This window comes from Candidatus Edwardsbacteria bacterium RifOxyA12_full_54_48 (assembly GCA_001777915.1).
Taxonomy (GTDB): domain Bacteria; phylum Edwardsbacteria; class AC1; order AC1; family EtOH8; genus UBA2226.
The window spans coordinates 1-26189 of the sequence record MFFN01000001.1 but is presented as its reverse complement, the minus strand read 5'-3'; the positions used below and the strand labels follow the sequence as shown (position 1 = coordinate 26189).

22 protein-coding genes, 3 tRNA genes and 1 pseudogene are annotated in these 26189 nt (G+C 54.4%); 5 read left to right on the top strand and 21 right to left on the bottom strand.

Annotation, left to right across the window (positions count from 1 at the left end; all coding sequences use genetic code 11):
- Window positions 1-7: 7 nt before the first annotated feature.
- The 3 genes from A2273_10085 to A2273_10075 are packed head-to-tail and all read right to left on the bottom strand — an operon-like array spanning window position 8 to window position 2082.
- Window positions 8-202 (bottom strand): rubredoxin, encoded by a 195-nt coding sequence (locus A2273_10085; GenBank protein ID OGF08968.1) that lies wholly within the window; start codon window positions 200-202, stop codon window positions 8-10.
- 27 nt (window positions 203-229) lie between these two features.
- Complete coding sequence (locus tag A2273_10080) at window positions 230-1405, bottom strand: hypothetical protein (protein OGF08967.1); 1176 nt, start codon at window positions 1403-1405, stop codon at window positions 230-232.
- Complete coding sequence (locus A2273_10075) at window positions 1402-2082, bottom strand: hypothetical protein (protein ID OGF08966.1); 681 nt, start codon at window positions 2080-2082, stop codon at window positions 1402-1404. Before A2273_10075 ends, A2273_10080 begins: the two co-directional genes overlap by 4 nt.
- A gap of 124 nt (window positions 2083-2206) precedes the next feature.
- On the opposite strand from A2273_10075, the gene A2273_10070 reads away from it, so the two are divergent.
- The 5 genes from A2273_10070 (at window position 2207) to A2273_10050 (ending at window position 4860) form a co-directional block, all read left to right on the top strand.
- A complete protein-coding gene (locus tag A2273_10070) occupies window positions 2207-2944 on the top strand; it encodes a hypothetical protein (protein OGF08965.1) in 738 nt (245 codons plus the stop codon).
- Between the two features lie 26 nt (window positions 2945-2970).
- Window positions 2971-4248 carry a phosphopyruvate hydratase gene (locus tag A2273_10065; protein ID OGF08964.1) on the top strand — a complete coding sequence of 426 codons (1278 nt, stop codon included), beginning with the start codon at window positions 2971-2973 and terminating at the stop codon, window positions 4246-4248.
- Between the two features lie 9 nt (window positions 4249-4257).
- On the top strand, window positions 4258-4584 hold the full coding sequence (locus A2273_10060; GenBank protein ID OGF08963.1) for a hypothetical protein: 327 nt from the start codon (window positions 4258-4260) through the stop codon (window positions 4582-4584).
- 49 nt (window positions 4585-4633) lie between these two features.
- Window positions 4634-4710, top strand: a tRNA-Met gene (locus tag A2273_10055).
- Between the two features lie 73 nt (window positions 4711-4783).
- Window positions 4784-4860, top strand: a tRNA-Met gene (locus A2273_10050).
- Window positions 4861-5155: 295 nt separating this feature from the next.
- Here the strand turns inward: A2273_10050 and A2273_10045 are convergent.
- From A2273_10045 to A2273_09960, 18 genes and pseudogenes are all read right to left on the bottom strand, one after another.
- The gene (locus tag A2273_10045; protein ID OGF08962.1) at window positions 5156-6391 is read right to left on the bottom strand and encodes a hypothetical protein; all 1236 of its coding nucleotides are present in this window, start codon (window positions 6389-6391) and stop codon (window positions 5156-5158) included.
- Between the two features lie 185 nt (window positions 6392-6576).
- Window positions 6577-8385 (bottom strand): hypothetical protein, encoded by a 1809-nt coding sequence (locus tag A2273_10040; protein ID OGF08961.1) that lies wholly within the window; start codon window positions 8383-8385, stop codon window positions 6577-6579.
- Between the two features lie 84 nt (window positions 8386-8469).
- On the bottom strand, window positions 8470-9879 hold the full coding sequence (locus tag A2273_10035; protein ID OGF08960.1) for an aminopeptidase: 1410 nt from the start codon (window positions 9877-9879) through the stop codon (window positions 8470-8472).
- A 31-nt stretch (window positions 9880-9910) separates the two neighbouring features.
- On the bottom strand, window positions 9911-11224 hold the full coding sequence (locus A2273_10030; GenBank protein OGF08959.1) for a trigger factor: 1314 nt from the start codon (window positions 11222-11224) through the stop codon (window positions 9911-9913).
- A gap of 206 nt (window positions 11225-11430) precedes the next feature.
- Window positions 11431-11515 (bottom strand) — tRNA-Leu (locus A2273_10025).
- A gap of 150 nt (window positions 11516-11665) precedes the next feature.
- On the bottom strand, window positions 11666-12850 hold the full coding sequence (locus tag A2273_10020) for a hypothetical protein (protein ID OGF08958.1): 1185 nt from the start codon (window positions 12848-12850) through the stop codon (window positions 11666-11668).
- Window positions 12837-13583: a hypothetical protein gene (locus tag A2273_10015; GenBank protein OGF09143.1), complete on the bottom strand. Its 747-nt coding sequence runs from the start codon at window positions 13581-13583 to the stop codon at window positions 12837-12839. The genes A2273_10020 and A2273_10015 overlap by 14 nt, the downstream gene beginning before the upstream one ends.
- A 19-nt stretch (window positions 13584-13602) precedes the next feature.
- Window positions 13603-16005, bottom strand: a complete 2403-nt coding sequence (locus A2273_10010; protein ID OGF08957.1) for a hypothetical protein — start codon at window positions 16003-16005, stop codon at window positions 13603-13605.
- 88 nt (window positions 16006-16093) lie between these two features.
- Complete coding sequence (locus A2273_10005) at window positions 16094-16642, bottom strand: signal peptidase II (protein ID OGF08956.1); 549 nt, start codon at window positions 16640-16642, stop codon at window positions 16094-16096.
- A gap of 7 nt (window positions 16643-16649) precedes the next feature.
- Window positions 16650-17048, bottom strand: coding sequence for a hypothetical protein (locus tag A2273_10000; protein OGF08955.1), 399 nt, complete (start codon window positions 17046-17048; stop codon window positions 16650-16652).
- A gap of 15 nt (window positions 17049-17063) precedes the next feature.
- Window positions 17064-20318 carry an isoleucine--tRNA ligase gene (locus tag A2273_09995; GenBank protein ID OGF08954.1) on the bottom strand — a complete coding sequence of 1085 codons (3255 nt, stop codon included), beginning with the start codon at window positions 20316-20318 and terminating at the stop codon, window positions 17064-17066.
- 49 nt (window positions 20319-20367) lie between these two features.
- The gene (locus A2273_09990; protein OGF08953.1) at window positions 20368-21246 is read right to left on the bottom strand and encodes a hypothetical protein; all 879 of its coding nucleotides are present in this window, start codon (window positions 21244-21246) and stop codon (window positions 20368-20370) included.
- Between the two features lie 146 nt (window positions 21247-21392).
- Complete coding sequence (locus A2273_09985) at window positions 21393-22307, bottom strand: sugar kinase (protein OGF08952.1); 915 nt, start codon at window positions 22305-22307, stop codon at window positions 21393-21395.
- Between the two features lie 89 nt (window positions 22308-22396).
- The gene (locus A2273_09980; GenBank protein ID OGF08951.1) at window positions 22397-23221 is read right to left on the bottom strand and encodes a purine-nucleoside phosphorylase; all 825 of its coding nucleotides are present in this window, start codon (window positions 23219-23221) and stop codon (window positions 22397-22399) included.
- Window positions 23218-23949, bottom strand: a complete 732-nt coding sequence (locus tag A2273_09975) for a hypothetical protein (protein ID OGF08950.1) — start codon at window positions 23947-23949, stop codon at window positions 23218-23220. The genes A2273_09980 and A2273_09975 overlap by 4 nt, the downstream gene beginning before the upstream one ends.
- An 18-nt stretch (window positions 23950-23967) precedes the next feature.
- Window positions 23968-24273, bottom strand: a complete 306-nt coding sequence (locus A2273_09970; GenBank protein OGF08949.1) for a hypothetical protein — start codon at window positions 24271-24273, stop codon at window positions 23968-23970.
- A 148-nt stretch (window positions 24274-24421) separates the two neighbouring features.
- Window positions 24422-25069, bottom strand: coding sequence for a YggS family pyridoxal phosphate enzyme (locus tag A2273_09965; GenBank protein ID OGF09142.1), 648 nt, complete (start codon window positions 25067-25069; stop codon window positions 24422-24424).
- A gap of 193 nt (window positions 25070-25262) precedes the next feature.
- A pseudogene (locus tag A2273_09960) lies at window positions 25263-26189 on the bottom strand (hypothetical protein).

Sequence of the window (26189 nt, the reverse complement as noted above, 5' to 3'; positions counted from 1 at the left end):
AAGAGGACTACTCATCCTCCTCCCCGCCTTCCTCCTCAAAATCGTCGTCGATGATCTCGAAAATATCCTGCGACGCGCCACAGTCCGGGCAGACCCAGTCCAGCGGAAGATTGTCAAAATATGTTCCCGGCCTGACGTCTCCGTCGGGGTCGCCGGCCTCCGGATCGTAGATGTAGCCGCAAACGTTGCACTTGAGCTTCATGATGCCCTCGCCATTGTGTTTTTTGTATTAAAGTTTGGTGATCCTGCTCAGCAATTGATCCCGGGCGATCAGCCTGTCCAGCTGCATCAGGTAGACATCGCGGTCGCCGCCCCGGTCCGAATCGTACAGCATCTTTTTGCCATCGGGGGTGAAGCCGAAGACGAAATCCTCCGAAGCATTGTTGGTCAGCCTGAGGGAACGCTTCTGATCCGGCTGGTAGAGATAGATCTCGTCGTTGCCGTCACAGGCAGAGACATAGGCTATGGATCTGCCATCCGGCAGAACTATGGTCGGTATCCCCGAACGAAATGACGGAATATCGATCTCGGCCGTCCGGCCGTCGCTGATATCAACCGACAGCAGGAAGCTTTGGTTCTGGCTCTCTCTCTGCACCACCAGGCGGCCGGAGCAGAGCCCGAAATAGGCCACCTCTCCGGTCTGATCCTCAAAAAGAACCTGGGGTGAGTTTTCTTTTTCGGGGTTGCCGGCCCCCAGGGACATCCTCCACACGGCATATCTGCCCGAGCGGTCGGAGACCCAGAAGACCTCCTGGCCGTCGGGCGAAAAGCATGGCAGCCAGTCATCGCTTTTGCTGTAGGTCAGCCTGGTTTCCTTTTTGGCGGACAGGTCGTAGAGATATACCTCATCGTTGCCCTCGCGGTCGGAGACGAACAGCAGTTTGCTGCCATCGGGCGAGAACGACGGCCCGTAATCCACCGCCGGGTGGCTGGTGAGCCTCTGCTGGTCCCCGCCGTCGCCGGACATGATGTAAAGTTCGGCATTGCCGTCCCGTTTGGAGGAAAAGGCGATCCTTTTCCCATCCCCCGAGATGCAGGGAAAGGCGTCATTGCCTTTGGCCCCGGTCAGCCTGAGCGAAGGGTAGGGCTCCAGCCCCAGGTACAGTGATATCCTCTGGCGCAGCAAGGTGTCGTCAGCCATCTCCCGGTCCAGCTGCGCCAGCAGGGAATATTCCTTTATGGCCAGTGCCGCCGAGTCGCACAGGCAGTAGGTTCTGGCCAGCAGATAGTGGGCGAGGGCGTTACGGGGATTGTGGGACACGGCCTGTTCGAATTGAGCCAGGGCTCGGGAGAGATCGCCCATCTCCAGGAACTCCCGGCCTTTGCTTACGGCCCTGCGGTCTCCGCAGCCCAAAGCAGCGAATATCAGGAGCGAGACCGTGGCGGCCCTTATCAACCGGCTCATTTCCGCTTTTTCTTTACCGTTTTGACCGGGGCCGGCTTTTCCCAGGAGAACAAGGCAAACAATTTTACATCGTTGGTGTATTCCAGTATCTTTCCCTGCAAAACCAGGTTGTTGTAGCTTTTCAATAAGGCCCGGCAGGTCTGGCTGTTTCGGCTTAAGCCCGGCTTATGGCCGTCAAGCTGTTTCTGCAGGCTGGCCTGCTGTTTGGCCAGGGCGTCCATCTTGGGCTTTTGTTTCTTGGCCAGCAGGCTGTTGTTCCTGGTTGATTGCCTGAGATCGGACAACTGCTGTTTTACATCAGCCAGCCTGCTGATGGTCTCAACCGCCTTGGCCTCCAGGATGAGGAATGCCACCCCGGCATTAAGGCAGGAATCCATGGCCGCATCTATGGCCGGATATTTTTTCAATTCCTGGGAGGTTTGGTTGTCCTGGATCATCTTCTGGCTGCGGCCGATAAGCTCGTTATAACTGGGAAGGTATTGGGCCTTCTGCTCGGGGGTCGAAGCTCCGACCTTGCCCCTGATGGCTCCTATCTCCTGATGCAGGATATAAAAGTTCAGGACATTGGGGGTTATGCCCTGGGAGACAGCGGCCTTTTTTTTGCCGCAGCCCAGGGCGGCCATAATCGTCAGTGTCAGGACCATCGCTGTGCACTTGGCCCACGCTTTCTGTTTCATTTTACCCTCATTCGAAATGTCGATAATCCATTTTATGCATACCGGCGGCAAATGTCAATAAAAATATATTGCCTTTTAATAAACCATATGCTATAGTCTTACCTGTTGATAACATTAGCATGAAATATTTGAAAATGTCAAGGTGATATATTTTATTTCCGATGTCCACCTGGGCTCGGCCGGGCACTCCGGAAGCGACCGGGAGAAACTGGCAAAATTAAGCCTCCTTTTCGGCCGGATGGCGGGTCCGGGCGACAGGCTTTTTATTCTGGGCGACCTGTTCGATTTCTGGTTCGAATACCGCAGCGTGATCCAGAAGGAACACCTGGAGATCATCAGACTGTTGAAAGACCTGAGATCCCGGGGGGTAACGGTCGACCTGCTGGTGGGCAACCACGATTTTTGGATAGGCGATTTCCTGAGCCGGGAGCTGGGAATAACGGTTCATCGCCAGCCCTTGGCCCTGGAGGCCGGCGGAAAAAAGATGTTCCTGGCCCACGGGGACGGCCTGGGAAAGGGAGATCTGGGATATAAGATGCTGAAGGTTGTCTTGAGAAATCCCTTTACCATCTGGCTGTACCGCCTGCTGCATCCCGACTTGGCCATTCCTTTTGCCAAATGGTTCTCGCAGGTCTCCCGCAACCACCTGACCAGGGACATGCACCTCGATCCCGGCCCGATGCTGGAGGTGGCCCGGGAAAAGTTCGCCCAGGGATTCGATTGCGTGCTGCTGGGGCACACCCATCTGCCGACAGTTCATGAAGAGAACGGCAAGATCTATATCAACCTGGGGGATTTCATCGCCAGCTTCTCCTATGCGGTATTCCGGGACGGCGTTTTAACCCTGGAATACATAAAATAATCAACCTATTTTCCGGAGGTTTTATCATGACCGCCATCGCCAAGATCCATGCCCGGGAGATCCTGGATTCCCGGGGCAACCCCACGGTCGAGGTGGATTGCCATCTGGCCTGCGGAGCCATGGGCCGGGCCGCCGTCCCCTCCGGCGCATCCACCGGAATCCATGAGGCCTTGGAACTGAGGGACGGAGACCGGAACCGTTATGGCGGCAAGGGCGTGCTCAAGGCAGTAGAGAACGTCAATTCCGCCATCGCCCCAGCCCTCTCCGGCCGGGAGGCCAGCGAACAGAAGGCGGTGGATCAGGTCATGCTGGACCTGGACGGAACCGACAACAAATCCAAGCTGGGAGCCAACGCCACCTTGGGAGTCAGCCTGGCGGTGGCCCGGGCTGCGGCGGCCGCCTCGGGCCAGCCCCTGTACCGCTACCTGGGAGGGGAGGCCGCCACTGCCCTGCCGGTCCCCATGTTCAACATCATGAACGGGGGGGCCCACGCCAACTGGCAGGGCACCGACCTTCAGGAATTCATGATCGCCCCCTTGGGCGCTCCCAGTTTTGCGGAAGCCCTGCGCTGGGGCAGCGAAACCTACCATGCCCTGAAATCCGTGCTCAAGGACAAGGGCTATTCCACCGGAGTGGGAGACGAAGGAGGTTTCGCCCCGGCCCTGAAGACCAATGCCGAGGCCCTGGACCTGATCATCCAGGCCATCGAGAAAGCCGGATACCGCCCCGGGGAGCAGATCTCACTGGCCCTGGACCCGGCCTCCAGCGGCTTCTACCAGGATGGAAAGTATAATCTGAAAACCGAGGGCCGAAGCATAAGCTCAGAACAAATGGTGGACATGTACCAGCAGTGGTGCCAGAAATATCCCATCATCGTCATCGAGGACGGATTGGCTGAAGACGACTGGGATGGCTGGAAACTGCTGAACCAGCGCCTGGGGGACAAGATTGAACTGGTGGGGGACGACCTGTTCGTCACCAATGTCAAACGCATCGCCAGAGGTATTAAGGAGAAGGCGGCCAACGCCGTCCTGATCAAGCTCAACCAGATCGGCACCCTGACCGAGACTCAGGCCGCCATCGAGATGGCCTATCAGGCCGGCTGGAAGGCCATGGTTTCCCATCGCAGCGGAGAAACGGTGGACAGCTTCATTGCCGACTTCACCGTGGCCATGAAGACCGGGCACCTTAAAACGGGGGCTCCCTGCCGCGGGGAAAGGCTGGAGAAGTACAACCAACTGCTGCGCATCGAGGAGGAACTGGGGCCGGCCGCCCATTACCCCGGCAGGTCCGTATTCAAATGATACAGCACCATGCCCCGTTCCGGCGCACATAGGAGCAGCTCCACCAAGGCCGTTCTGGCCCTGGTGATATCCTCGTTTGTGATCGTGATCCTGATGTTCGGGATGGGACGCTACGGCTGGATTACCATGCTCCGGGTGGACCGCCAGCAGAAGCGGATAAAAAAGGAGATGCTGGCCAACCTGGCCCACAGCGAGATCCTGTGCCGGGAGATCAGGCGTCTGAAGACCGACAGCTTTTATCTGGAATCCCAGGCCCGGGAGAAGCTGGGGATGACCAGGGCCGGAGAGACCTCGTACCGTTTCTACCCGGCCGACTCGCTCAAGAAAAGACCTTGACTTTGGGCCGGTTCTTTGGTATCATTGCATGGTCGATCTTAATAAACGTCGCGGGGTGGAGCAGCCTGGTAGCTCGTTGGGCCCATAACCCAAAGGTCGGAGGTTCGAATCCTCCCCCCGCTACCATAAATATAGGCCCTAGTAATGAGTTTAGAGGCACTAGAAACTTTACTGGGGTTTTTAAATGTCCCCCGATAGTGGCGGCTTAGCTCAGTTGGTTAGAGCAGCGGAATCATAATCCGCGTGTCCGGGGTTCAAATCCCTGAGCCGCTACCAGAAAATACCAAAGCCAGACATATGTCTGGCTTTTTTTATTGATCGTCCGGGGTTCCCCTCCGGCAACCCGGCTTCAAAGTAAGGCGACGGCGGGTCCGCCGACGCTTGGCAGATAATCATTCCTGTCCTCCTACGGCGGACTACTGTCAGCGCTGGGACATTTATGGCGCCGGCGGAAAATCCCTGAGCCGCTACCAGAAAAATTAAAGCCAGACATAGTCTGGCTTTTTTGTTCCGCCAAAACTGCTTGACAAAAGCAATAAAAGGCACAAAATCAAGCTGGATAACTTCTTATTCATTTTAATTCTTCGAACTGGGGGGTGCATTTTAGCACCTGAAGCCCTTGTGCTGTCCCTTGGACTATATAGAAATTTCCATTGTCATCAACAATAGCAATAGCTGTCGCCATGATATCATTATAATGTTTGTAATTAAACGAATGATTATCAACTATATCATATTGTCTTTTACTAAATAAAGTTTCACCTTTTTTATCTTTAAAAATAATTTGTCCTGTATTATCTACAGAAGCAATTAAACCGCATTTTGTTATTTTTTCTTTAGAATGATTTTTTAATAATTTTAATTCCTTTATTTTATTAATTACGTCCTTACTGTCTTTTCGTTTACTTGCCAAAGATAACGGTACAGAAATAGAATCCGTTCTGCGTCTACGTACATAAATATTCCCTTCACTGTCTTCGCTAAATTTCGAAAGGCCAACCCAAACGCCTGGTAATTCAAATTTATCAATAATCTGACTTTTTCTGTTTATCTCTATAATTACTTGACCACTTATTGGTGCAGAAGAGGTTATAAATATATGCTCTCTGGGATCAACAGCAATGCCTGTTATTATTATCCTTTCTTTTTCAGATAATTGTACAGCTTTTTTAAAATTACCTTCTTTATTAAATATATTTATTCTGAAATTATTAGGGTCAACTATATATATATTATACCATTTGTCAAGTGCTATAAATGTTTTCCACTCATGTGTTTCATTAATGGGATCTAATTTAAATTCTCCTGGTTTATCACCCCACTTGGCTTCGATCAAAACTTTTTTAACATACTTTTCCGGCAGGCTGTCTGCCTCAGAAGCTGTGTTTTTAGCAACTTCCTTCAATGGCTTCTGAATTACAGTCCGGTTAACAGGCGCTCCTGCCAGTCTCAACTTCATCCTTTGGCCGCGCTCGTCATTCCCTAAGACAGTATAATTATTTGGCCCCCCAGAAATGTACATCGCTTGCCCGGGGATATCGCTCTCGCCATCTGCTACTGCTGGGAGTTTTGTGTTGCAGGGATTGGTAAATTTTTTCGGTAAAAGCGTTATAACATCCTTCACTGATGAAGGGTAAATACCGCCGTGGCGAAGGGCACAATCCTCAATGGCAAGCTGCACAGTATGCATATTACTCTTTATGGCCTTGGTTAAAGAATCCATCGGTGCTTTTTGAGCATACGTCTTAATGCCAAACAATATTGCTAATGTCACGAATATTGTCATTACGATTTTAAACCGTTTCATTTCCGTTTTCCTTTTATGATTATATTTCTTACTTTTTATGAGAGGAGATAAGAACTCGTCACTACCCTATAAGAATATTACAAGATAACATTCACGTCAAGCTTTTTTATGGGCAAAATATAAAGAGCCGGAGTCTTAAGACTCCGGCTCTTCTGTTGCCTGACAACTATCAGCTGATAGCTAAGCTACATCCCGGCCACCCGGTAATCCCGGATATTGGCGTTATTCTGCAGGCTCTGGTACCAGTTCTGAATGGCCTCATTCTGTTTCTTCTGTATCAATTCCTGCTCCAGCTTCCCGGCCTCCTGGTTGAACAGCTCCTGGTTGATGGGATTGTGGCTGTCCACCCGGATGATATAGACCGCCTGGTCGGTGGCCACCGGGCCCGACACCGTTCCCGGGGCCAGGGAAAAAGCGGCGGCGAAGAATTCGTTCTGGTTCCCCACGTTGGGCAGGAAATCAGCCCGGCTGAATTCGCCGGTGGTCTCCAGCTTGGCATTGGCGGCTTTGGCCGCCTTCTCCAGCTCGCCGGGATTTGCGATCTGGGAACGAAGGTTCTGAGCCATGGCCTGGGCCTCGGCTTTGGCCATCTCCATCAATATCTTGGACCTTATCAGCTGCTCCACCTCGGCCAGTGGCTTGATGCCCTTCTTCTGGCGGTCCAGTATCCTGGCCACCACATAGCTCTGCCCGTTGTCCAGCACCGGGCTGACGCTCCCCTGGCTCTCGTCGAAGGCAAAATTAACCAACTCCGGCATAGAGCCCAGTCGGGGCACATAAAAACCCCTGGGGAAGAAGCCGGTCTTGACGATCTCCAATCCCTGCTCGGCGGCGGCCTTTTCAAATCCCTGCTCCTTGACAGCATCGTTGAAGATATCGGATTTGATCCGCAGGTCGGCCAGGGTCTCCTCGCTGGCCTTGATGCGAAGCAGGATGTGCCTGGCCCGGACCATGGGCTTCCCCTGCTCGGTCTTCTTCTCCTCCACCTTGACTATATGCCACCCGAACTGGGTCTGGAAGGGCGGGGATACCTTCCCCGGCGCCATTTCGAAAGCCACCTTCTCGAACTCGGGGATCATCTGCCCCCGGCCGAAGAAACCCAGGTCTCCGCCCTTTTCGGTGGTTCCCGGATCCTCGGAGTAGGTCATGGCCAGTTCGGCGAAATCGGCCCCCGGGGTCCTGGCCTCCTGGTATATCTCCCCTATCCGGTCCTTGACGGCCTGAAGGTCCTTTTCGGTGGGGCTGTGGGCAAAGGCCACGAACTCCAGGTTGGCCCTCTCCGGAGCCTGGTATTCTGAACGGTGCTCCTGGTAATATCCGGCGATCCGGTCTTGGGATATCTCCTGGTTGGGGTTGTAAAAAGCCCCCAAGGGGATGGCTATATAGCTGGCCCTGACCCGGTCAAATTTGTCAATGAAGGCCTCCTTGAGCTCCTGGTCGGTGACCCGGATGCCGGCCACCAGCTGCAGCCTCAGTTTTTGCAGGGGCAGCTGCTTTTTGATCTGGATTTCGTAATCCAGCAGCCAGGGCATGCTCTGGGGATGGCTGATAAAGGCATGGTATTTCTGGATGTCGAAAACCCCGTTGGTCATCAGGTTTTCGTTGCCCCTCAGCTCCTGGGGCGGGCTGTTCCTGATAATGCTGACCACTTCTTCATCAAAGGTCTTTATTCCCAGCTTGCGGTAGGCCTGCTGCAACAGCATCTCCTCCACCAGCGACTGCCAGGTCTGGTTCTCTATCTGCTTGGCGGTGGCCTCATCCGGCTCGCCGCCCGACTGCTGGCGGTAGTTCTGCAGGTTCTGCCGGTATATCTCCTGGTATTGCCGCAGGCTGATGGACTGTCCGTCAACCTCGCCCACGATGCCCTGGGCCAGCTTGCTCTGGCTCTTGCCCAGGTTCCCGCCGGTCCCGGTAATGATGAACCCGAAGCCCACCACCATGGCCACGGCCACGATCCACATGATCACCTTCATCTGGCTGCGCATTGCCTTCATTATCATATCCGCTTATCTCCCTGTTTTATTCCTGATTTTTAGATTAACTTATCGCTTGTTTTGTATTTTGGCGACCGACCATCGTCAACCCGCCTGGTAAAACGCCAGGTAGCCCTGGTAGCTGGCATAGATATCGGCCACCGATACCACCTCGAAGGGCGAATGCAGGGACATCACCGCCGGGCCGCAGTCCAGCACCTCCATCCCCAGCTTGGCCAGGAATTTGGCCACCGTGCCGCCGCCGCCCTCGTCCACCTTGCCCATGGCGCCGCATTGCCAGGGGATGTGGTTATCGTTGAATATCTTCCTGACCCAGCCCACGAACTCGGCGTTGGCGTCGCTGGCCCCGCTCTTTCCGCCGTGCCCGGTGTATTTGATCATCATCAGGCCGTAGCCCGCCCGGCCGGCGTTGGACATCTCATGCACCCCCTTGAAATTTGGCTCCACCGCGGCATTGGTGTCGGCCGAGAGCACCCGGGAGCGGGACAGGCATCTCCGGAGGGCCGCCTCGGAATAATCCGGCTTGTTCAGGGCCATCAGGTCGCCCAAAAAGTTCCACAGGAACATGGCCTGCATCCCGGTGTTTCCCTCGGAGCCGATCTCCTCCTTGTCCACGCAGGCCGCCACTACTGTCTTCTTGGGATCCCTGACGTCGAAGATGGCCCGGGCCGAGGTATAGCTGCAGACCCGGTCATCGTGGCCGTAGCCCCCCAGGAAGCTTCTGTCGAATCCGATGAAGCGGGATTTGATCAGCGGCACCATCTCGATCTCGGAGCTGATCAGGTCCTCCTCTTCCATCCCGTATTTCTTGTTCAGGTGCTCCAGCACCGCCAGCTTGACCCGGCTCTTGGCCTCGGCGTCGTCCACCGGGATCCCGCCGCACAGCACCACCAGCTCCTCACCCTTGATGGTCTCCCCGGATTTGCGGTCGGCCTGTTCCTTCTTGTTGAGATGGGGCAGGATGTCGGTGATCACGAAACAGGGATCATCGTCGTCGTGGCCGATGGCCAGGTCCACCTCCTGGCCGTTTCGCAGTATCACCTTGCCGTACAGCCCCAGCGGGATGTTCACCCACTGGTACTTCTTGACCCCGCCGTAATAATGGGTGCGCAGCAGGGCCTGTCCCAGTTCGTCATCCTGATACAGCGGCCTTTGTTTCAGGTCCAGCCGGGGCACGTCCAGGTGGGAGGCCACCAGGTTGGCGCCGTTCTCCAGAGGTTCCTGTCCCAGCACCGCCAGGAAGATGTTCTTGCCGCGGTTGATGGCATAGACCTTCTGCCCGGCCTTCCAGGACTTGACCTTCTCCACCGGCAGGAAGCCCTGCTGCTCGGCCAGCTCCTTCAGGCGTTCCACCGCCAGTCTTTCGGTGCGGCCGGCATCCAGAAACCCGGCGTATTCCCTGGCAAAGCCGAAATATCTTTCCCGCAGTTTGGCGTCGGCCCGCTCCCAGACGCTTTTATTCTCCAGCATCAGTTTGCTGCTATCGTTGGACATTACTCGGCCCCCATTTAGGTTGAATTATTGATTATTTCTTGTCCGCGATCTTCTCCAGTTTGACCTCGGCCCACTGGGCCAGCATCTGCCCGGCTTTGTTGGCGGCCAGGCGGTCCTTGAGGTCGTCCATCCGCTCCGGATTTTTTTGCAATACCTTTCTGATCTCGGCCGGATCGGTGCGGTTGTGCCGGGCCCAGTCCTCTATGGCCTCTTCGATCTCCTCCGGCCCGGCCTGGATGTTCTCGGCCTTGACCACCTGGGCCAGGAACAGGTCCTCCTTTATCTTCCACAGGGCGGCCGGCTTATACTGGGCCAGCATCTTCTCCTGGTCCCAGCCGCATTCCGGGCAGTCCTTTTTGTCGGGATGGTTGTGCTGGCGCAGGTGTCTTTCCTTGGCCTCGGCCACCATGCTCTGGGTCTGCTCCTTTACCAGAGATTCCGGCAGCTCCACCGGGTTCTCGTCTATCATGGCGTTGACCGCCTGGATCCGCACCCCCTCCATGGCCTCGGCCTCGGCCCGGGCGATCATGCCTGATTTGATCTTCTCCCGAAGTTCCCCTATGGTCTGGTACTCGCTGACCTTCTTGGCGAAATCATCGTTCAGCTCCGGCTGTTTCTTCTGCTTGATCTCCTTGACCGTCACCTGGAAGACCACCGTCTTGCCGGCCAGCTCCTGGGCCTGGTAGTCATTCTTGTACTGGACCGATATATCCTTGACGTCGCCGGCCTTGACCCCGGTCAGATTGTCATTGAACTCCGGCAGCACCTGGGCCGCCCCCAGATCGATGGTATAATTCTCACCCTGGGATTTCTCGGGGTGGTCCACCCCGGAGACCGGTTTGAAATCGATGATCACCCGGTCGCCCTGGGCCGAAGCTCGGTCCACCGTGTTGTACTCGGCGTAGATGTTCTGCAGGAACTCGATCTCCCGGACCACGTCTTCATCGGCCACCTGGCGCAAACGCTTGACCGCCGGCAGGCCCTGGTATCGTTTGAGGGTGATGGCCGGCAGGACCTCGAAGGTGGCCTTGAATTTCAGTATTTTATCTCCGGTGATGTCCAGGTCCGAGATCACCGCCCGGTTGACCGGCACCAGCTTGTTCTCCACCAGGGCCTTTTCATACGATTCCGGCACCAGACGCTCGATGGCCTCGGCCTCGATGCCCTTGCCGAACCTGGCCTCCAGCACCGTCCGGGGCACCCTGCCGGGGCGGAAGCCCGGAATCTTGGCCTTTCGGCCGTACTCCTGGTACAGGTCCTCGATGGCCTCATTCAACTGCTGGCTGGGCACCTCTATCTCGAATATCCTCTGCCAGGATTTGGGCTCTTTGATCTCGACTTTCAAAACGGCTCCTTAGATTTGTATATTGAATTTTTTGTTTCTCTTTGTCGGCGGACCTCACCACTTCGTATGTTATTTGGTTTGCTTTACTCAGTGCAGGCACTTCCCTCTCCTAACGGCCTACTTCGCCGTAGTGAGCCTTGACCCAAAAAAGTATGCTGCGGCTACGAAGGCTGAACTTTAGGAGAGGGATAGGGGAGAGGTGATTTTGGTACGAAGGGGGGGATTTGAACCCCCACGCCTTGCGGCACCAGATCCTAAGTCTGGCGCGTCTGCCAGTTCCGCCACCCTCGCTGGATATTATTGATATAAAAGATGATTATAACAGATAAAAATTATACCGTCAAGATAAACGGCTGGGGATCAATGGGCTGTAAAATAATACCTTGGGTTGCTGTTTATGTTAGTAGATATACAAAATTAACTGATTTGCTAATGGGAATATTAACTTCGAAACAATACACTCTCTTGTTTGAATATAGCTACAGTTATCCCTACGGAAATACAAGCCAAAAAGCTGCTGGTCAGTACCGCTAACATAATATGCTGCCAATTAAAAACTCCCATCAAAAGTTCTTTTTGGCACAGCGCCGTATTTAATATCGGAATCGCGAATAAGTTGGAAGATGCTTCCATCGGAACCATCGAACCCATGGCTAACATTATAACAGCCATCATAAAATAAGATCCGTAAGCGCTCCCCTCCTTAACCGTGCGGGCATAGCTGCCTATCATCAGCATCACGGAAACGATTACGATTGCGGTTGGAATGAGTGTAAGCAAAGAAAAAGCCACCGCGCCCGGTGAAATTGAAAGGCTGGTTTGGATTTTATTTACTGAAAAGACGGAAAGGCCGGAAAGTATGGTCAGAGCCAGGCTCATTAAACCAAGCACCGCAGTGACAAGGCCCAAGGTTATCACCGTCAGCATTTTCCCGGTTACGATCTCATTGCGGCTTATATTGCTGACCAGCAGTGTTTCAATGGTTTTTCGTTCTTTTTCACCGGCGGTAATGTCCATGGCGGGATAAACAGCTCCGATGCAGATCAGCATAACTATCATATACGGAATGATTGTCCCCATCAGAAATCCACCCATCTTTTGGGATGAGGCGATATTTTGAAAATCTGTCTGGAATGGGTTTATAATTATCGTATCCATCCTGCTTTGAATCAATCGGTCTATTATCAATTGATGACGATACTTTTCGAATAATCCCCGCAGCCGATCCATGGCAACTTTGGAATTTCGGCTGGAGGCATCGTATAAAACACTTAATTTAGTCCGAGCATTCCCGGAGGATACGCTATCTTCTGAAATGTTTATCACCGCCTGAATTTTGCCTCCATTCAGGGCGGATTGGGGGTTGGTGTTATTGGTTATTTTTAACTTTTTATCGGCTTCGATCAATTCTATCAGGCGGGGCGGGGCGGCGTTATTCTGCACGGCAATTTGCGAGATCTTGCCTTCCTCTTTAAGCGATTGTCTCCCTAATAACAAACCCATTCCGAGAAACATTAGCGGGTAGATGACCAGCGGCAGCAATATAACAGTAAAAATGGTGCTCCTGTCCCTTATTGTATCCCGCAATTCTTTAATAAAAACGGTTTTTATTTTAATGAGTTTCATTGGAAACCCCCATCAGATTAAAAAAAACATCCTCCAGGTTTGTCTGTTTATAGCGCATCTTCAATTCTGCAGCGCTGCCGCAATCCAAAATCCTTCCTTTATTTATAAAAGCAATTTCATCGCACAGGGCCTCGGCTTCGTACATAATATGCGTTGAGAACAAGATGCACTTTCCTTCATCCCGGCAATGATGTATGAAATTTACGATATTTCTGGTCGTTATGATATCAAGTCCGGTTGTCGGTTCGTCTAATATCAGCACCCTGGGATTGTGGATCATGGTCCGGGCCAGCGATATTTTCTGTTTCATCCCGGTGGACATCATGCCGACTCGTCGGTCGATAAAATCCGCCAGGCCGAATTGCTCTGAAAGCTTTTCCAATTGCTGTCTTATTTCATCATTGCCAAAGCCATACAATTTACCGAAATAATACAGCGTCTCGCGGCCCGTCATTCTGTCGTATAAACCGGTATCGCCGGTTAAAAAACCAATAAGGTTTCGTACTTTATCCGATTGGCTTACGGTATCGAACCCTCCGACTTTTATCATACCACCGGTTGGGTTCAGTATTGTCGCTATCATCCGCAGGGTGGTTGTCTTTCCTGCTCCATTGGGCCCCAATAATCCGAATATTCTGCTGGCGGTGCAGGTAAAGTTGACATTGTCAACTGCCTTAATCAGCCCCAGTTTCTTATCGGTAAAATGTTTTGACAGGTTAGTTACTTGTATCATATTCATTCAAAATAATATTTTAGTACCCCGAACTGCCCGATTTTGGTATGTGGATCTTCAGCTCCGGAATGGCCTTCAGGTTTATCCGGAATTCGTATGACCAGTAAACGCCGCTTCGGGTGCTGCTAAACCTGGCCTCCCAGCAGTGCAGGTCCCGATAGATAGAGTAGCTCTCGGACACCATCTCCCCGGCCTTAAAATTGTAATACTTGCCGTAGCTGACCTTCCAGTTCTTGGTGATGTCAAAGTTCAATGTCCCCTGCAGATTGGCGTTGTCGTAATAGCGGCTCCAGTTCTGGTCGTAGCCCAGATTGAACGACCAGGGCAGGCCGTTCTTGGCCTTGGGCGGGGCTTCCCTAATGGTCAGGCTATCCGCTTTAAGTGAATCTGCTTTCAGGGTATCAATGGAGGCAGTCAATAGTGAATCCGGCAGGTCAATGCTGGCCTCATCCTGGGGCGAAACAACCGAGGTGTCCCGCCCGACGGAATCGGGCACAATCTCTTTTTTGCCCAGCCAGGTCCCGGAGAACCTCAGCCCCAGATACAGACTGGTGTTATCGGACCGCCGCAGATAGGGATCGTAATAGGAACTGAGACGGCAATCAAAATATCGGTTGCCGGGAAGCAGGCTGCTGTTGAAGCTGATGCTGGACCATTTTTTATCGGTGCTGAGATAGTTGTAGTTGGCCCCCAGCGATGCCGAGGCCAGGTCCAGCTTGACCGTCTCCTTTCCCTTGGGATACCGGGTCTGGAAACTATTGTTCAACGACAGGCTCATTGAGCTCTGGCGGTACATACCTCCGATGGAGCCGAAGTTTTGGAACCGGGACTGGTTGATCTCCGGGGCGTAGGAATAGGACAGGCTGGGCTGGAGCACGTGCCGAAAACCATGCAACGGGCCGATCTTCAGGGGCAGGATGCCATACAGGGTGGTGGTGGCCGAAAGGCCGCCGGAATACAGCCAGCGCCAGGCGTTGGGCCGGCCGAAGACGTCCCGGTCGAACCAGGTGCCCCTCAGGGTCAGCCGCGGATTCAGGCTGATCCATCGGAGAAGCTTGATGTTGGAGCCCAGCTCGGCCCGGTTATCCCAGCCCTCCCTCAGGCTGACGCTCAGGGAATCGCTGTTCCTCTGCACCAGGGCCAGGCTGTTGCCGGATAGGTTGAGAATGCCCGGTATCAGCTCCTTCTGGTACAGGCTGAAGGAAACCTCCGGCAGCCGGCTGGAGGTGGTCTGGAGGTCCAGATTATCGTAATGGTCCAGCGCCGCCCGCATTGATGCCCGGCTCCAGGAGTGGTTGAAGGAAAAATAGGAGTGCAGGTTCCGATCCAGTCTCTCCTCCAGGGATTCGGAGAAATCCCGGCTGTAGGATTTGTCGCTGACAAAATTACCAGCACCGGAGATGGAGGTCCTTCTTCCCAGGGTATGCTGATAGAGGCCGTTCAGGGTCCATCTTTTGCGGAGCGGGGCCTTGTCCTCCAGGTAGGAAAAATTGAGGTTGGAGGAGATTTTTCCCGGGCGGATGTAGCGGGCCTCCAAATTGCCGCGCCAACCCACCTTCTCCAGCATGTCCACCGCCACCATGGCGTCGGCCTGGTCGCTGATCACCTGGTAATAGGCGATGTTCTTGGCGAACACCCCCTCGTAGGCGCTGGACCCGAAGCGCGGCACCATGAAGCCGGAGTGCCGGTCCCTTCTTAAGGGAAAGAACCAAAAGGGAATGGCCAGCACCGGGACATCGCTGAAGCACAGCACCACCGGCTGAACGACGATCTTGTCATCCAGATAGATCTTCATCCGCCGGGACCAAAAATAGTAATGAGGAGTGTCGGCGTCGCAGGTGGTGTATTTTCCATAGTCGACATTCAGGGTGCGCGCCTCCACCTGCCGGATCTTCCTCCCCCAGTAGCGCCCCCGGTCGAACTTGGTCCGGCCGTTGTATATCCAGCCCCTTCGGGCCTTGAAGTCATACACCATCCGGTCGCCGTAGATGGAGTCGCTGCGGTCGTACAGCACCGGGTCCTTCCGCACCGTCAGGGTCTGCCGCCTGGTGTCGAATTCGATGGTGTCGCCCACCACCTTGATATCCTTGTAGCGCACCTGGGCATCGCCCGACAGCTGGATCAGGCTGTTCCCGACATCGTATTCTATAGTGTTGGCCCGGTACCTGATGGCCGTCCGGCTGCTGTCGTCGCCGGGCAGTTCCCAGGGGTCGTCGGCTGCTGTCCGGAGGCTGTCGCCCTGGGTTTCAAGAGGGGCAGGCGCAGTGTTGGAGTTTTCGTTCTGAAGCATGTCATCGAATAATATCTCCGGCTCTTGGGCCTGACCGGATGTCGGGGGATACAGGATCAAGCACCCGATAAACAACAACAGCGGCCAGCTTTTTGAAGGCTGCCGCCAGCATATATTTGAAAAACGGTTCATTATCCGCAATACATTGGGTGTTGCAATGATGAATAGGGTTTATAGAAAACCTTCAAAAACAAGGATGATCAACTCCCGCAGGGCGCCTTCATTCGGGCGGGGACTGCGATTCCTCCTTGAGGGTGATCAGCAGCAGCATTATCACCCCTATCAGCACCGCGCTGTCGGCAATATTGAAGGTATACCAGCGCTCCAGGTGATAGCCGCCGAACTTGATAAAGCCCCACTTGAAGGGAGCCAGACTGATATTGGGAAACTCGCAGTCGATGAAGTCCACCACCGCCCCCTGGCGGAAACGGTCCAGCAGGTTGCCGGCCGCCCCGGCCAGGATCATCCCCAGGGACACCGCCGCCAGAACATTCCTTCCCTGCCAGCGATAATAGAAATATATTATGGCCGCCAGGGCCACCAGGGAAAGCGGCAGCAACAGATATCGGGTCCAGGGGCCAAAGGAAAGGCCCATCAATCCGTTGGGATTGAGAATGTAGCTGAAACGCAGCAGGTCGCCCAGCACCTGCCGGCTCTCTCCCAGCGCCATGGAACCCTGCACCAGTATCTTGCTGGCCTGATCCAGAAAGAAGACCACAATGGCCACTGCCATCAGGATCACCCGGTTATTGAGGCTGTTGTTGGTCACCGGCTGTCTAGCGAGATTGGTTGTTCTTATTCTTGATCTCGGTCTCCTCAGCGATCCGGCATTTTATGCACAGCTTGGCGTAGGGCACCGCATCCAACCGGTCCTTCTCGATCTCCTTGCCGCACTTTTCGCAGGGTCCGAACTTGCCGTCCTTCATCCGATACAGAGCCTGGTCGATCTCGTAGAGGTCCTTCCCTTTGGAGGAAACCAGGAAAACGCTCTTCTCCTTCTCCATGGTATCGGAGCCCTGATCAGCCATATGAAAGGAGTACGAAGACAGGTCGCCGGAGGCCTCTTTCTGGTTCACCATCAGTTCGCCGTTCTCGATGCTGCTAAGCTCCGACAGGCAGAGTTTTCTCTCCGCGATCAGTTTCTGCTCGTAATGCTGCAGGTCTTTTTTGTTCATACCAATTTTTCCCCCTTAGGTTTGTGCGTGATTGATTGCTATTGTTATTTCTTTGCCGTTGATCTCAATTTTTTGCCCTGTCACAATGCCGTCCTGCTGCAGGGTCACCGCCAGCGTCTCCGCTCTGATATAACGGTCATGCCCTTTCATGGCCGCCTCCAGTTCCCCGTCGCCCGAGTAGGTTATCCCGATCCGGTCGGCCACCTCCAGGCCGGAATCCTTCCGCAGGTTCTGAATCTTGTGCACCAGCTCCCGGGCAAGGCCTTCGGATAAAAGTTCCGGGGTCAGAACGGTCTCCAAAGCCACCAGGTCCTGGCCTTCATTCTTGACGCTGAACCCCGGCTTTGACTCGGTCGTTATTTCCATATCCTCGATAAATACTTCCACCGGCATTGAAGCCGTCTCTAATGTATATTTACCATCCTGCATGAGCTGCTTGACCTGTTCGCTGGTCATGCCTGGCACCTTGTCTTTGACAATGCCCGCCAGATTTTTATATCTAGGACCAAGCTTCGAGACCAGCCCTTTTGCCCTGTATTGGATCAGCTTTTCCGGATCATCGATGGCTTCCACAGTTTTGACGTTCACCTCATCCTTGATTATATCCTGATATTTCTCAACGACCGTCCAATCCTTCTGTTTTTCGCCTTTATAGAGCAAACGGGCCAGTGGCTGGCGGACCTTGAGCTTAGAGTCTTTGCGGGCGGCGTGACCTAGAGATACAGCTTTGCGCACCAAAGCCATCTCCTGAGACAACTGTTGATCGATGAATTTTTCGTTTGCCTCCGGGTATTGCGCCAGATGGACGCTCTCCGGGGCGGAGGCATCGGCTGACCTTACCAGGTTCTGGTACATCTCCTCGGCCCAGAACGGCATGATGGGCGCCATCAGTCTTATCATGGTCTCCAGGCAGGTGTACAGCGTCAGATAGGCGGCCTCCTTGTCGGAGTCGGATTCAGATTTCCAGAACCGGCGCCGGGACCGCCGCACATACCAGGTGGAGAGGTCCTCGGTGAAGGCTTCCAGTCGCTTGCAGACAGAGGCCGCATCGTATTGGTCCAGCTTCTGGCGGGCTTCCCTGACCAGCAGGTTGAGTTCGGAGAGGATCCAGCGGTCCAGCAGTGTCAGCTGGCATTTGTCCAGGCTTTTACCCCGGGGAACGAACCCATCCAGCTTGGCGTAGGTGATGTAGAAGGAATAGACGTTGTGCAGGGTCAGCAGTTTGCGTTTGAACTCGGTGGCCATGTGGTAGCCGAAATTCAGGTTGATCACCGGGTTCTGGCAGCAGAACACCCAGCGCATCAGGTCGGCCCCGATCTTTCCGGCCGCCTCGTCGAAGGGGATGGAGTTGCCGGCCGACTTGTGCATGTCATCGCCCTTCTCGTCCTTGACCTGGGCGTGGCCCAACAGGCATTGGAAAGGCGCCCTTCCCTCCAGCACGGTGCTCATGGTCAGAATGGCATAGAACCAGTTGCGGAACTGGCCCTGCAGGCTCTCGGTGATGAATTCGGCCGGGAACCACTGCTGCCAGTACTCCCGGTTGGCGGGATAGGCCTGGGAGGGATCGTAGCGATACTTTCCCGATCTGTCCTTGTCGGGGGTGTAGCACTTCTCCGGCGGCATCACCGTGGAGAACATCACGATCCCGGCGTCCAGCCAGGGATTGCCCACATCGTGGATGCGCGAGGCGTCCTTCCCGCACTTGGAGCATTTTACCCTGACCTGGTCCACCCAGGGCCGGTGCGGGGTATGGCCGTCGAACTTATCCCAGCCGGAGGCGGCCCGGGTCTTCAGGTCCTGGTAACCGCCAACCACCTCGAAACTACCGCAGGTGCATTGGAAGATGGGCAGGGCCAGCCCCCAGTAGCGTTTTTTTGAGATGCACCAGTCGCCCATGTTCTTCAGCCAGTCCAGCTCCCGGTCCAGGCCGTAGTCCGGGATCCAGCGGGCGGTTTTGACCGAATCCATGATCCGGTAGCGCAGGCTTTTGTTTTTCTCCTCGGCCGTCACCTGGCCGTAGGGTTTGTCGTAGACCGGGCCCATGCTGATGAACCATTCGTCCACCAGGCGGAACACCAGCTCCGAGTGGCAGCGCCAGCATTCGGGATAGCGGTGGGTGAACTTGTGGGCGTAGTACAGCACCCCCCGTTTCTTCAGGTCCTCGACGATGGCCTCGGCCGCTTGGCCGACGTTCTGGCCGGTCAGCCAGTCGAAGCCTGGCAGATAGACACCGGCCTCGTCTAGGGGAGCCACTACTTTCAGGTTTTCGATCTTGGAGAGGGCAAAGTCCTCCTTGCCGCAGCCCGGGGCGATGTGCACCATTCCGGTGCCGTCCTCTTCGGTCACTTCCTTCCAGGCCACGGTGCGGTGCTCGATGCCCTTCTGGGCCGGCAGGTGATCGAACGGCCCTTCATATTTAAGGCCCACCAACTCCCGGCCTGGCAATTCGCTTAGGATCTGGTAATCATTTTTCAGGACCTCCTTGCGGCCCTTGGCCAGGTAATAGACATTGCCCTCCTGGCGCACTTTGAGATAGATGAAGTCGGGATGCACCGCCACCGCGGTGTTGGAGGTCAATGTCCAGGGGGTGGTGGTCCAGACCAGCAGATATTCCTTAGCGCGGCCCTGGATGGGCAGCCGGATGTAGACGCTCTTGTGGGTCATCTCCTGGTAGCCCTCGGTGGCGATCTCCATGTCCGAGAGGGCGATGCCGCAGCGGGTGCACCAGGGCATCACATCGGTGCCCCGGTAGATCCACCCCTGGTCGTGGCATTTTTTCAGAAAATGCCAGATGGCGTAGTTGTTGTCCGGGGCCATGGTGAAATAGGAGTTGTCCCAGTCCATCCAGTAGCCCAGCCGCCTGGACTGCTCGGTCTGGACCTGGGAGAACTTGTCAACCCGCTCCTTGCATTTCTCCACGAACCTATCTATGCCGTAGGTTTCGATGTCCTTCTTGGACTTGAAGCCCAGCTCTTTTTCCACCTCCACCTCCACCCACAGACCCTGGCAGTCGAAGCCGTTCTGATAGCGGGCATCATAGCCCTGCATGGCCTTGTAGCGGTGGTACAGGTCCTTGTAGGTGCGGCCCCAGGCGTGATGCACCCCCATGGGATTGTTGGCGGTGATCGGCCCGTCAATGAAACGGAATTTTTGAGCCGAACCCCGATTGCGGGCCGCCAGCTTTTCGAAGGTCCTGTTGTCTTCCCAGAACTTTTGTATCCGTTTTTCCAGTTCGGGAAAGTCCAGATTTTGGGGAACGCTTTGGTACATTGTCTGCCTTGTTGAGTGATACTGAGGGTTATATTTGTGTCATCTGAATTTAGAATTCTTTGCTTAACGCCAACGCCGGGCGTTTATCGAAAGGCGTGACCTGAAAGCTCAGGCCCAGTTTTTTACGAAGGTTGGCATTATAACTGCTTACGCTTTTCACCGCCACCACGCAGTCGGTCACCCTGACGCCCAAATGGATAAACCCCCAAGTCTTTTTCGATTCGTCCTGTTTCTCAACCCATAAACTTTGGGTCATCAGCCCGGCCGTCAGGAAAAGCACCCCCGCTTTGTAATTTTTGGCGTAAAAGTTGCCGCAACCTGGGATCACCGACCAAAAGATAGCCCAACCCTTCGATTTGGATTTGTCCTCGTACTGTGCCTCCATGAAGCCCCGCATCATGGTCTCGGTCTGCTGGTTCATCTGCTGCTGGACCGGGACCTTCTCCTGGGGCTTGAGTATCCCGGCCAGTTCCTCGGCCGATTCCCGCATGCCGGCGGTCAGCAGGAAATCCAGCTGACCCTGATAATCCCTGGTGGCTGTTTTTTCCACCTTGCCGGTCTTGAGATCTATCAGCCGGACCTGGGCCGAGTAGATGTTGCCCACCTTGCCGGCCGAACCGCCGACCATCTTCTGCACCGGCAGCAGCCTTCCGGCCTCCACCAGGCAGGCGGTCTCGTCGCAGGCCCCGGTCTGCTGGAAACCCTGCTCCTTGAGGATCTCATCCATCTTGTCCCGCTCCAGCACGTCGAAGCTGTCGGTCCTCTGCAGTTCGATGGTCAGGCGCTCGGTCAGGAACTTGGATTCGGTCTCGGAGATGTCCGAACCGCGCAGCGGCATCACCGCCACCGCGGTTTTATTGGCGGTCTGTGCCAGAACGACCGATGCTGTCATGATCAAAATTATTGCCGACATCAGAGTTTTTTTCATTACCCTTCCCCCATTTCGATTAACATCCGGTTTATATGATACAAGATACACTTCCGATTATCTTACTAACGTAGAGTATTGGATCTTTTACAAATACTTTAATGGAACCTTTGTGCCTTAGTGCCTTTGTGGTTAAAATCTCAGCTTCAAACCTCGCATTCCTCGAAATGCGACAGTTTCTTGAACTCCTGGAAGCGTTTTTCGATCTCCTCCCTGGTCAATGTCTTCAGCCGATCCATGGAGAAGCTCTCCACGTTGAAGGAGGCCATCACGCTGCCGTAGATCATGGCCCGGCGGAGGTTTCGGTCGTTTATCTCTCCCTTGGATGACAGATATCCCATGAACCCGCCGGCGAAGGAATCGCCCGCACCGGTGGGATCGAACACGTCCTCCAGGGGATAGGCCGGCACGGTGAAGGCCGTATCATCTGTCAGCAGAATGGCCCCGTGCTCGCCTTTTTTTATCACCAGGATCTTGGGGCCCATGGCTCTGATGGCCTTGGCCGCCTTTATCAGGTTGGGCACCCCGGCCAGCTGCCGGGCCTCGGCGTCATTGATGAACATGATATCCACTTTTTTGATGGTCTTCAACAGTTCGTCCTTCTTGCCGCTTATCCAGAAGTTCATGGTGTCGCAGCCGATGGCTTTCGGTCCCTTGACCTTGGAGATGACGTCCTGTTGCAGCACCGGGTCGATATTGGCCAGAAAGAGAAATTCGGCATTTTCATGCTCCGGCTTCAGCTTGGGCCGGAATCCCTCGAAGACGTTCAGGTCGGTGGCATGGGTCTTGGCCTCGTTCATATCGTATTGGTAGGAACCCGCCCAGCGGAAGGTCTTGCCCGGCACCACTTCCAGCCCGGAGAGATCGACCCCCCGCTTGGCCAGAAACTCGATATTATCTTTTGGGAAATCCTCCCCCACCACCCCCACCAAGCTGACCTGGGTGAAAAAACTGGCGGCCGAGGAAAAATAGAGGGCGCTTCCCCCCAGGGCCTCCTTGGTCTCCCCGAAGGGTGTTTTGACGGAATCCAATGCGATGGAACCGACCACTAACATAGGCATGACAAAGTCTCACTATAGTTTATAAGTTTAATGGTTTGAAACGGTTCGAGCTGTTTCTCACTTTTCAAACAGCTCAAACCGATGCGACATCACTTTATTTTAGCCATCACGCTCTTGACCAGCTGTACGAACTTTTTCTCGGCCTGGCCGGCCACCGCTATGACCTCCTCCAGGCTGACCGATCTCATGGCCTCGGGAAAGCCCATGTCGGTGATGATGGAAAAACCCATCACCTTCATTCCCGAATGGCGGGCCACTATCACCTCCGGCACCGTGGACATCCCCACCACGTCGGCCCCCAGCAGGCGGACCATCCGGTATTCGGCCCCGGTCTCCAGGGTGGGGCCGGTCAGCGCCAGGTAGACGCCTTTCTGCAGTTTGATCTTTTCCTCCAGGGCGGTCTGCTCGGCCAGCTTCTGCAGGTCCATATCGTAGAGGTTGTACATGTCGGGAAATCTGGGGCCCAGCTGGTTGAAATTTTGGCCGATCAGGGGATGGTCCCCCATCAGGTTGATATGGTCCGAGATCAGCATGATGTCGCCGGCCTGGTGGGCCGGATTGACCCCGCCGCAGGCATTGGAGACAATCATGATCTCCACCCCCAGGGCCTTCATCACCCGCACCGGGAAGGTCACCTGCTGCATGTTGTAGCCCTCATAGTAATGGAAGCGGCCCTGCATGGCCATCACCGGTTTTCCCGAGAGATGCCCGAATATCAGCTTGCCGGCGTGGCTCTCCACGGTGGACACCGGAAAATGGGGGATCTCCTGATAGGGGATGGTATCCTGGATGTCTATCTCCTTGACCAGCCCGCCCAGGCCGGTGCCCAGGATGATGCCGATCCTGGGGCTGATCCTGGTTTTGCCTTTTATGTGATCGGCCGCCTGGCCTATCATCTTGATCATATCGCTCATTTCGCTTCCTCTCTGTCGCTGTGATCGATCTCTCCTGGGGACTCCGGCCCGTCGTTGATCAGCGGCGGCAGGTCGTCCTTCTCGGACTCGGCCGCCGGAATTTCATCGGACTCGCGGATCTTGGCGGTGCTCATCAAGGTGCTCAGCATCTTCTTCATATCGGCCAAGCTGGGCTCATCTTGGGAGATCTCCGGCTGGGGCTGCTCCGGCGGCTGGCTCCCGGCCCGCTCTTCCTTCTTCATGGCCGAGAATATATTGGTCTGGATCCTGATGCCCGAATCCATCTCCTGGGTCTGCAGCATTTCCAGATGCGAATCCACCAGGCTGCGCAGCTTGGCCAGGTAGCTGCTGCGAACGTTCTTAAGGTCGGCTATCTGGCGCTGCAAATCCATCAGCCGGGCCCGGGCCTCTCCGATGATCTGGTCGGCCTTGAACTGGGCCTCTTTGATGAACAGTTCGCCCCGCCGCTCGGCGTTGTCCCGCAGTTCGTCCGAGGTCTTCTGGGCCGACATCAGGGTGTCCTGCAGGGTCTTCTCCATCCGGCGGTAATCGTCTATCTTGCCGTCCAGCCCCTGCATCCTCTCGGCCAGGCTGGTGTTCTCCCGGATCAGTTCTTCGAACTCTCCGGCCACCATCTCCAGGAAGGCCTGCACCTCGGCCGGGTCCAGCCCGCCCATGGGCTTCTTCTTGAAGGTCTGTTTTCTTATATCCAAGGGGGTCAGTTTCATGGCGACTCCTCCTTAATTTCAATAGATTTTTAAACGATAGCCGTATTCGATCAGGCTGGCCACCAGAAAATTCCTGATGAAGAATATGGCCAGTATGGCCAGCATCGGAGAGAGGTCCAGCCCGCTGTTCCCCAGCGGGATCACCCTCCTGATGGGCCTTAATACCGGATCGGTCAGCCTGGCCAGCAGCCGGACGATGGGATTGAAGGGATCGGGGTTGACCCACGAGATCAGCGCCCGGATTATGATCACCCACATGTAAACATCCAACGCCAGGGCCAGCGCTTTTCCCAGTGCGATTATGAAATTTGTCAAAAGGATTATTCGATTTCTTTTAAAAATACATTATCTAGATTCCCGTTTACCCGAAAATGATGGGCCGGATTGTTTCATTTGTTAGGCTTAGACGTCTGTTCGCAATTGCCTTTTCTTGACGTAAAAACCTTTGTGCCTTTGTGTCTCAGTGGCAAATTCAATCCCTGCTCCCGAAGATGGCGCTGCCCACCCGGATCATGGTTGAGCCCTCCTCGATGGCCATCCGATAATCTCCCGACATCCCCATGGACAGGTGTTTCATTTCGATGTTGGGCATGGCTTGAAGCCTGATCTCATCGAATATTTTTTTCAGCATCTTGAACGAATTTCTGATCTTGTCGACATCATCGGTCAGCGGCCCCACTGTCATCAACCCCAGCACTTTTAGCCCCGCAATATCATTTATCTCTTTTAAAACCGTTAGAACATCATTCGGCTGAAACCCGTACTTCTGGGACTCCCCGGAGGTGTTTATCTCCAGCAGGACCTCCTGGTTTTTGCCGATCTGTCCGGCCCTCCGGCCCACCTCCCGGGCCAAATCTACCGAATCTACGGAGTGGATCAGGGAAAAGATCTCCACCGCTTTTTTGGCCTTGTTGGACTGCAGATGCCCTATCAGGTGCCACTGCACCTTGGGACCAATGCGGGAATATTTCTCCAGAGCCTCCTGCACCCGGTTCTCCCCGATGATGTCCACCCCGGCGGCGATGGCCAGCTCGATAATCTCGGCCGGGAAGGTTTTGGTGACCGCCACCAGGGTAACATCCTCCGGTCGCCGCCCGGCACCGCGACAAGCATCGTCGATGCTTTTGCCAAGCCGCTTTAGATTATACCCTACTTGTTGCATAACATATTATTATATCTCATTTAAAGCCCCATTTGCAATACAAAAATGCCCCCGATAAAAAGAGGTTACGGCTTACGCCGCCCGGTCGGTAAACAAGAAAGGCCGGTTACTAAACCGGCCTTTCTTGTTTGAATAACGAGTTTTGGATTGGTTACTTCAATATCACCATTTTCTTGGTGGCGTCAAATTCGCCGGAATTTATACGGTAGAAATAAACGCCGTTAGCCACTTTTTTGCCTTGCGTATCCTTGCCGTCCCAGTTGACGCTGTATACGCCCGGCTGTTGGTAAGCGTCCACGATGGTCTTTACCGCCTGCCCCAAAGTATTGTAAACCTTAAATGTGGTCTTGCCAGATTGGGCTAATTGATACCTGAAGGTGGTTTGGCCGCTGGCGGGATTGGGTGAATTCGGCAATAATTCATAGCGGTGGGCAACGATCTTTGTTTCGCTTAAAGTTGCCTGTGCGCCGCCGTCCTTGGTGTTGTCGCAGTCCTTCTCGTATTCCTCGATGGATAAAACCGCGCAAACGGCATATTCGCCCTTCTGCTTGTCTATTGTGATGTCAATCTGCCCGTCGCTGTAAAGTTTGGGCATCAGCCACCGTTTGAACTCGACCTTTTCCTTGGGCTTGAGGTTGGCCACATCGAACTGCTGGCCGTCAATTTTCATCTTCTGCTGAATGCGATCGCTGGTTTCATGGTAGTAAACGGCCTTCAGCATGTATGACCTTGCGGGATCAAGGCCGGAGAAAGAGTATTTTAGCTGGGTGGAATGGTAATCAACGGTCAAGTCCGGCGTTTGGCCGTAGATCAAAACGCCTTCTTTTTGTATTGTATAAACTGAAGCTTCTTCTGTGCCAAGATCGGCATAATAATACGGCACCGGCTCTATTTCCTGGGCATAGATTTTTACCGGTTTTTGAATGATGGCTTTAGCGTCTGGCAAGTCTTCTGTCCAGAGAATGTACAGTTTGGATTGGGGCCATAATTGTCTGACGCAAGCCGATGGATATTTTGACAACCCGCCGGAAGCGTAGGAAATATTCCGTTCGTATTGCGTCCAGCCGTTGTCGTATTC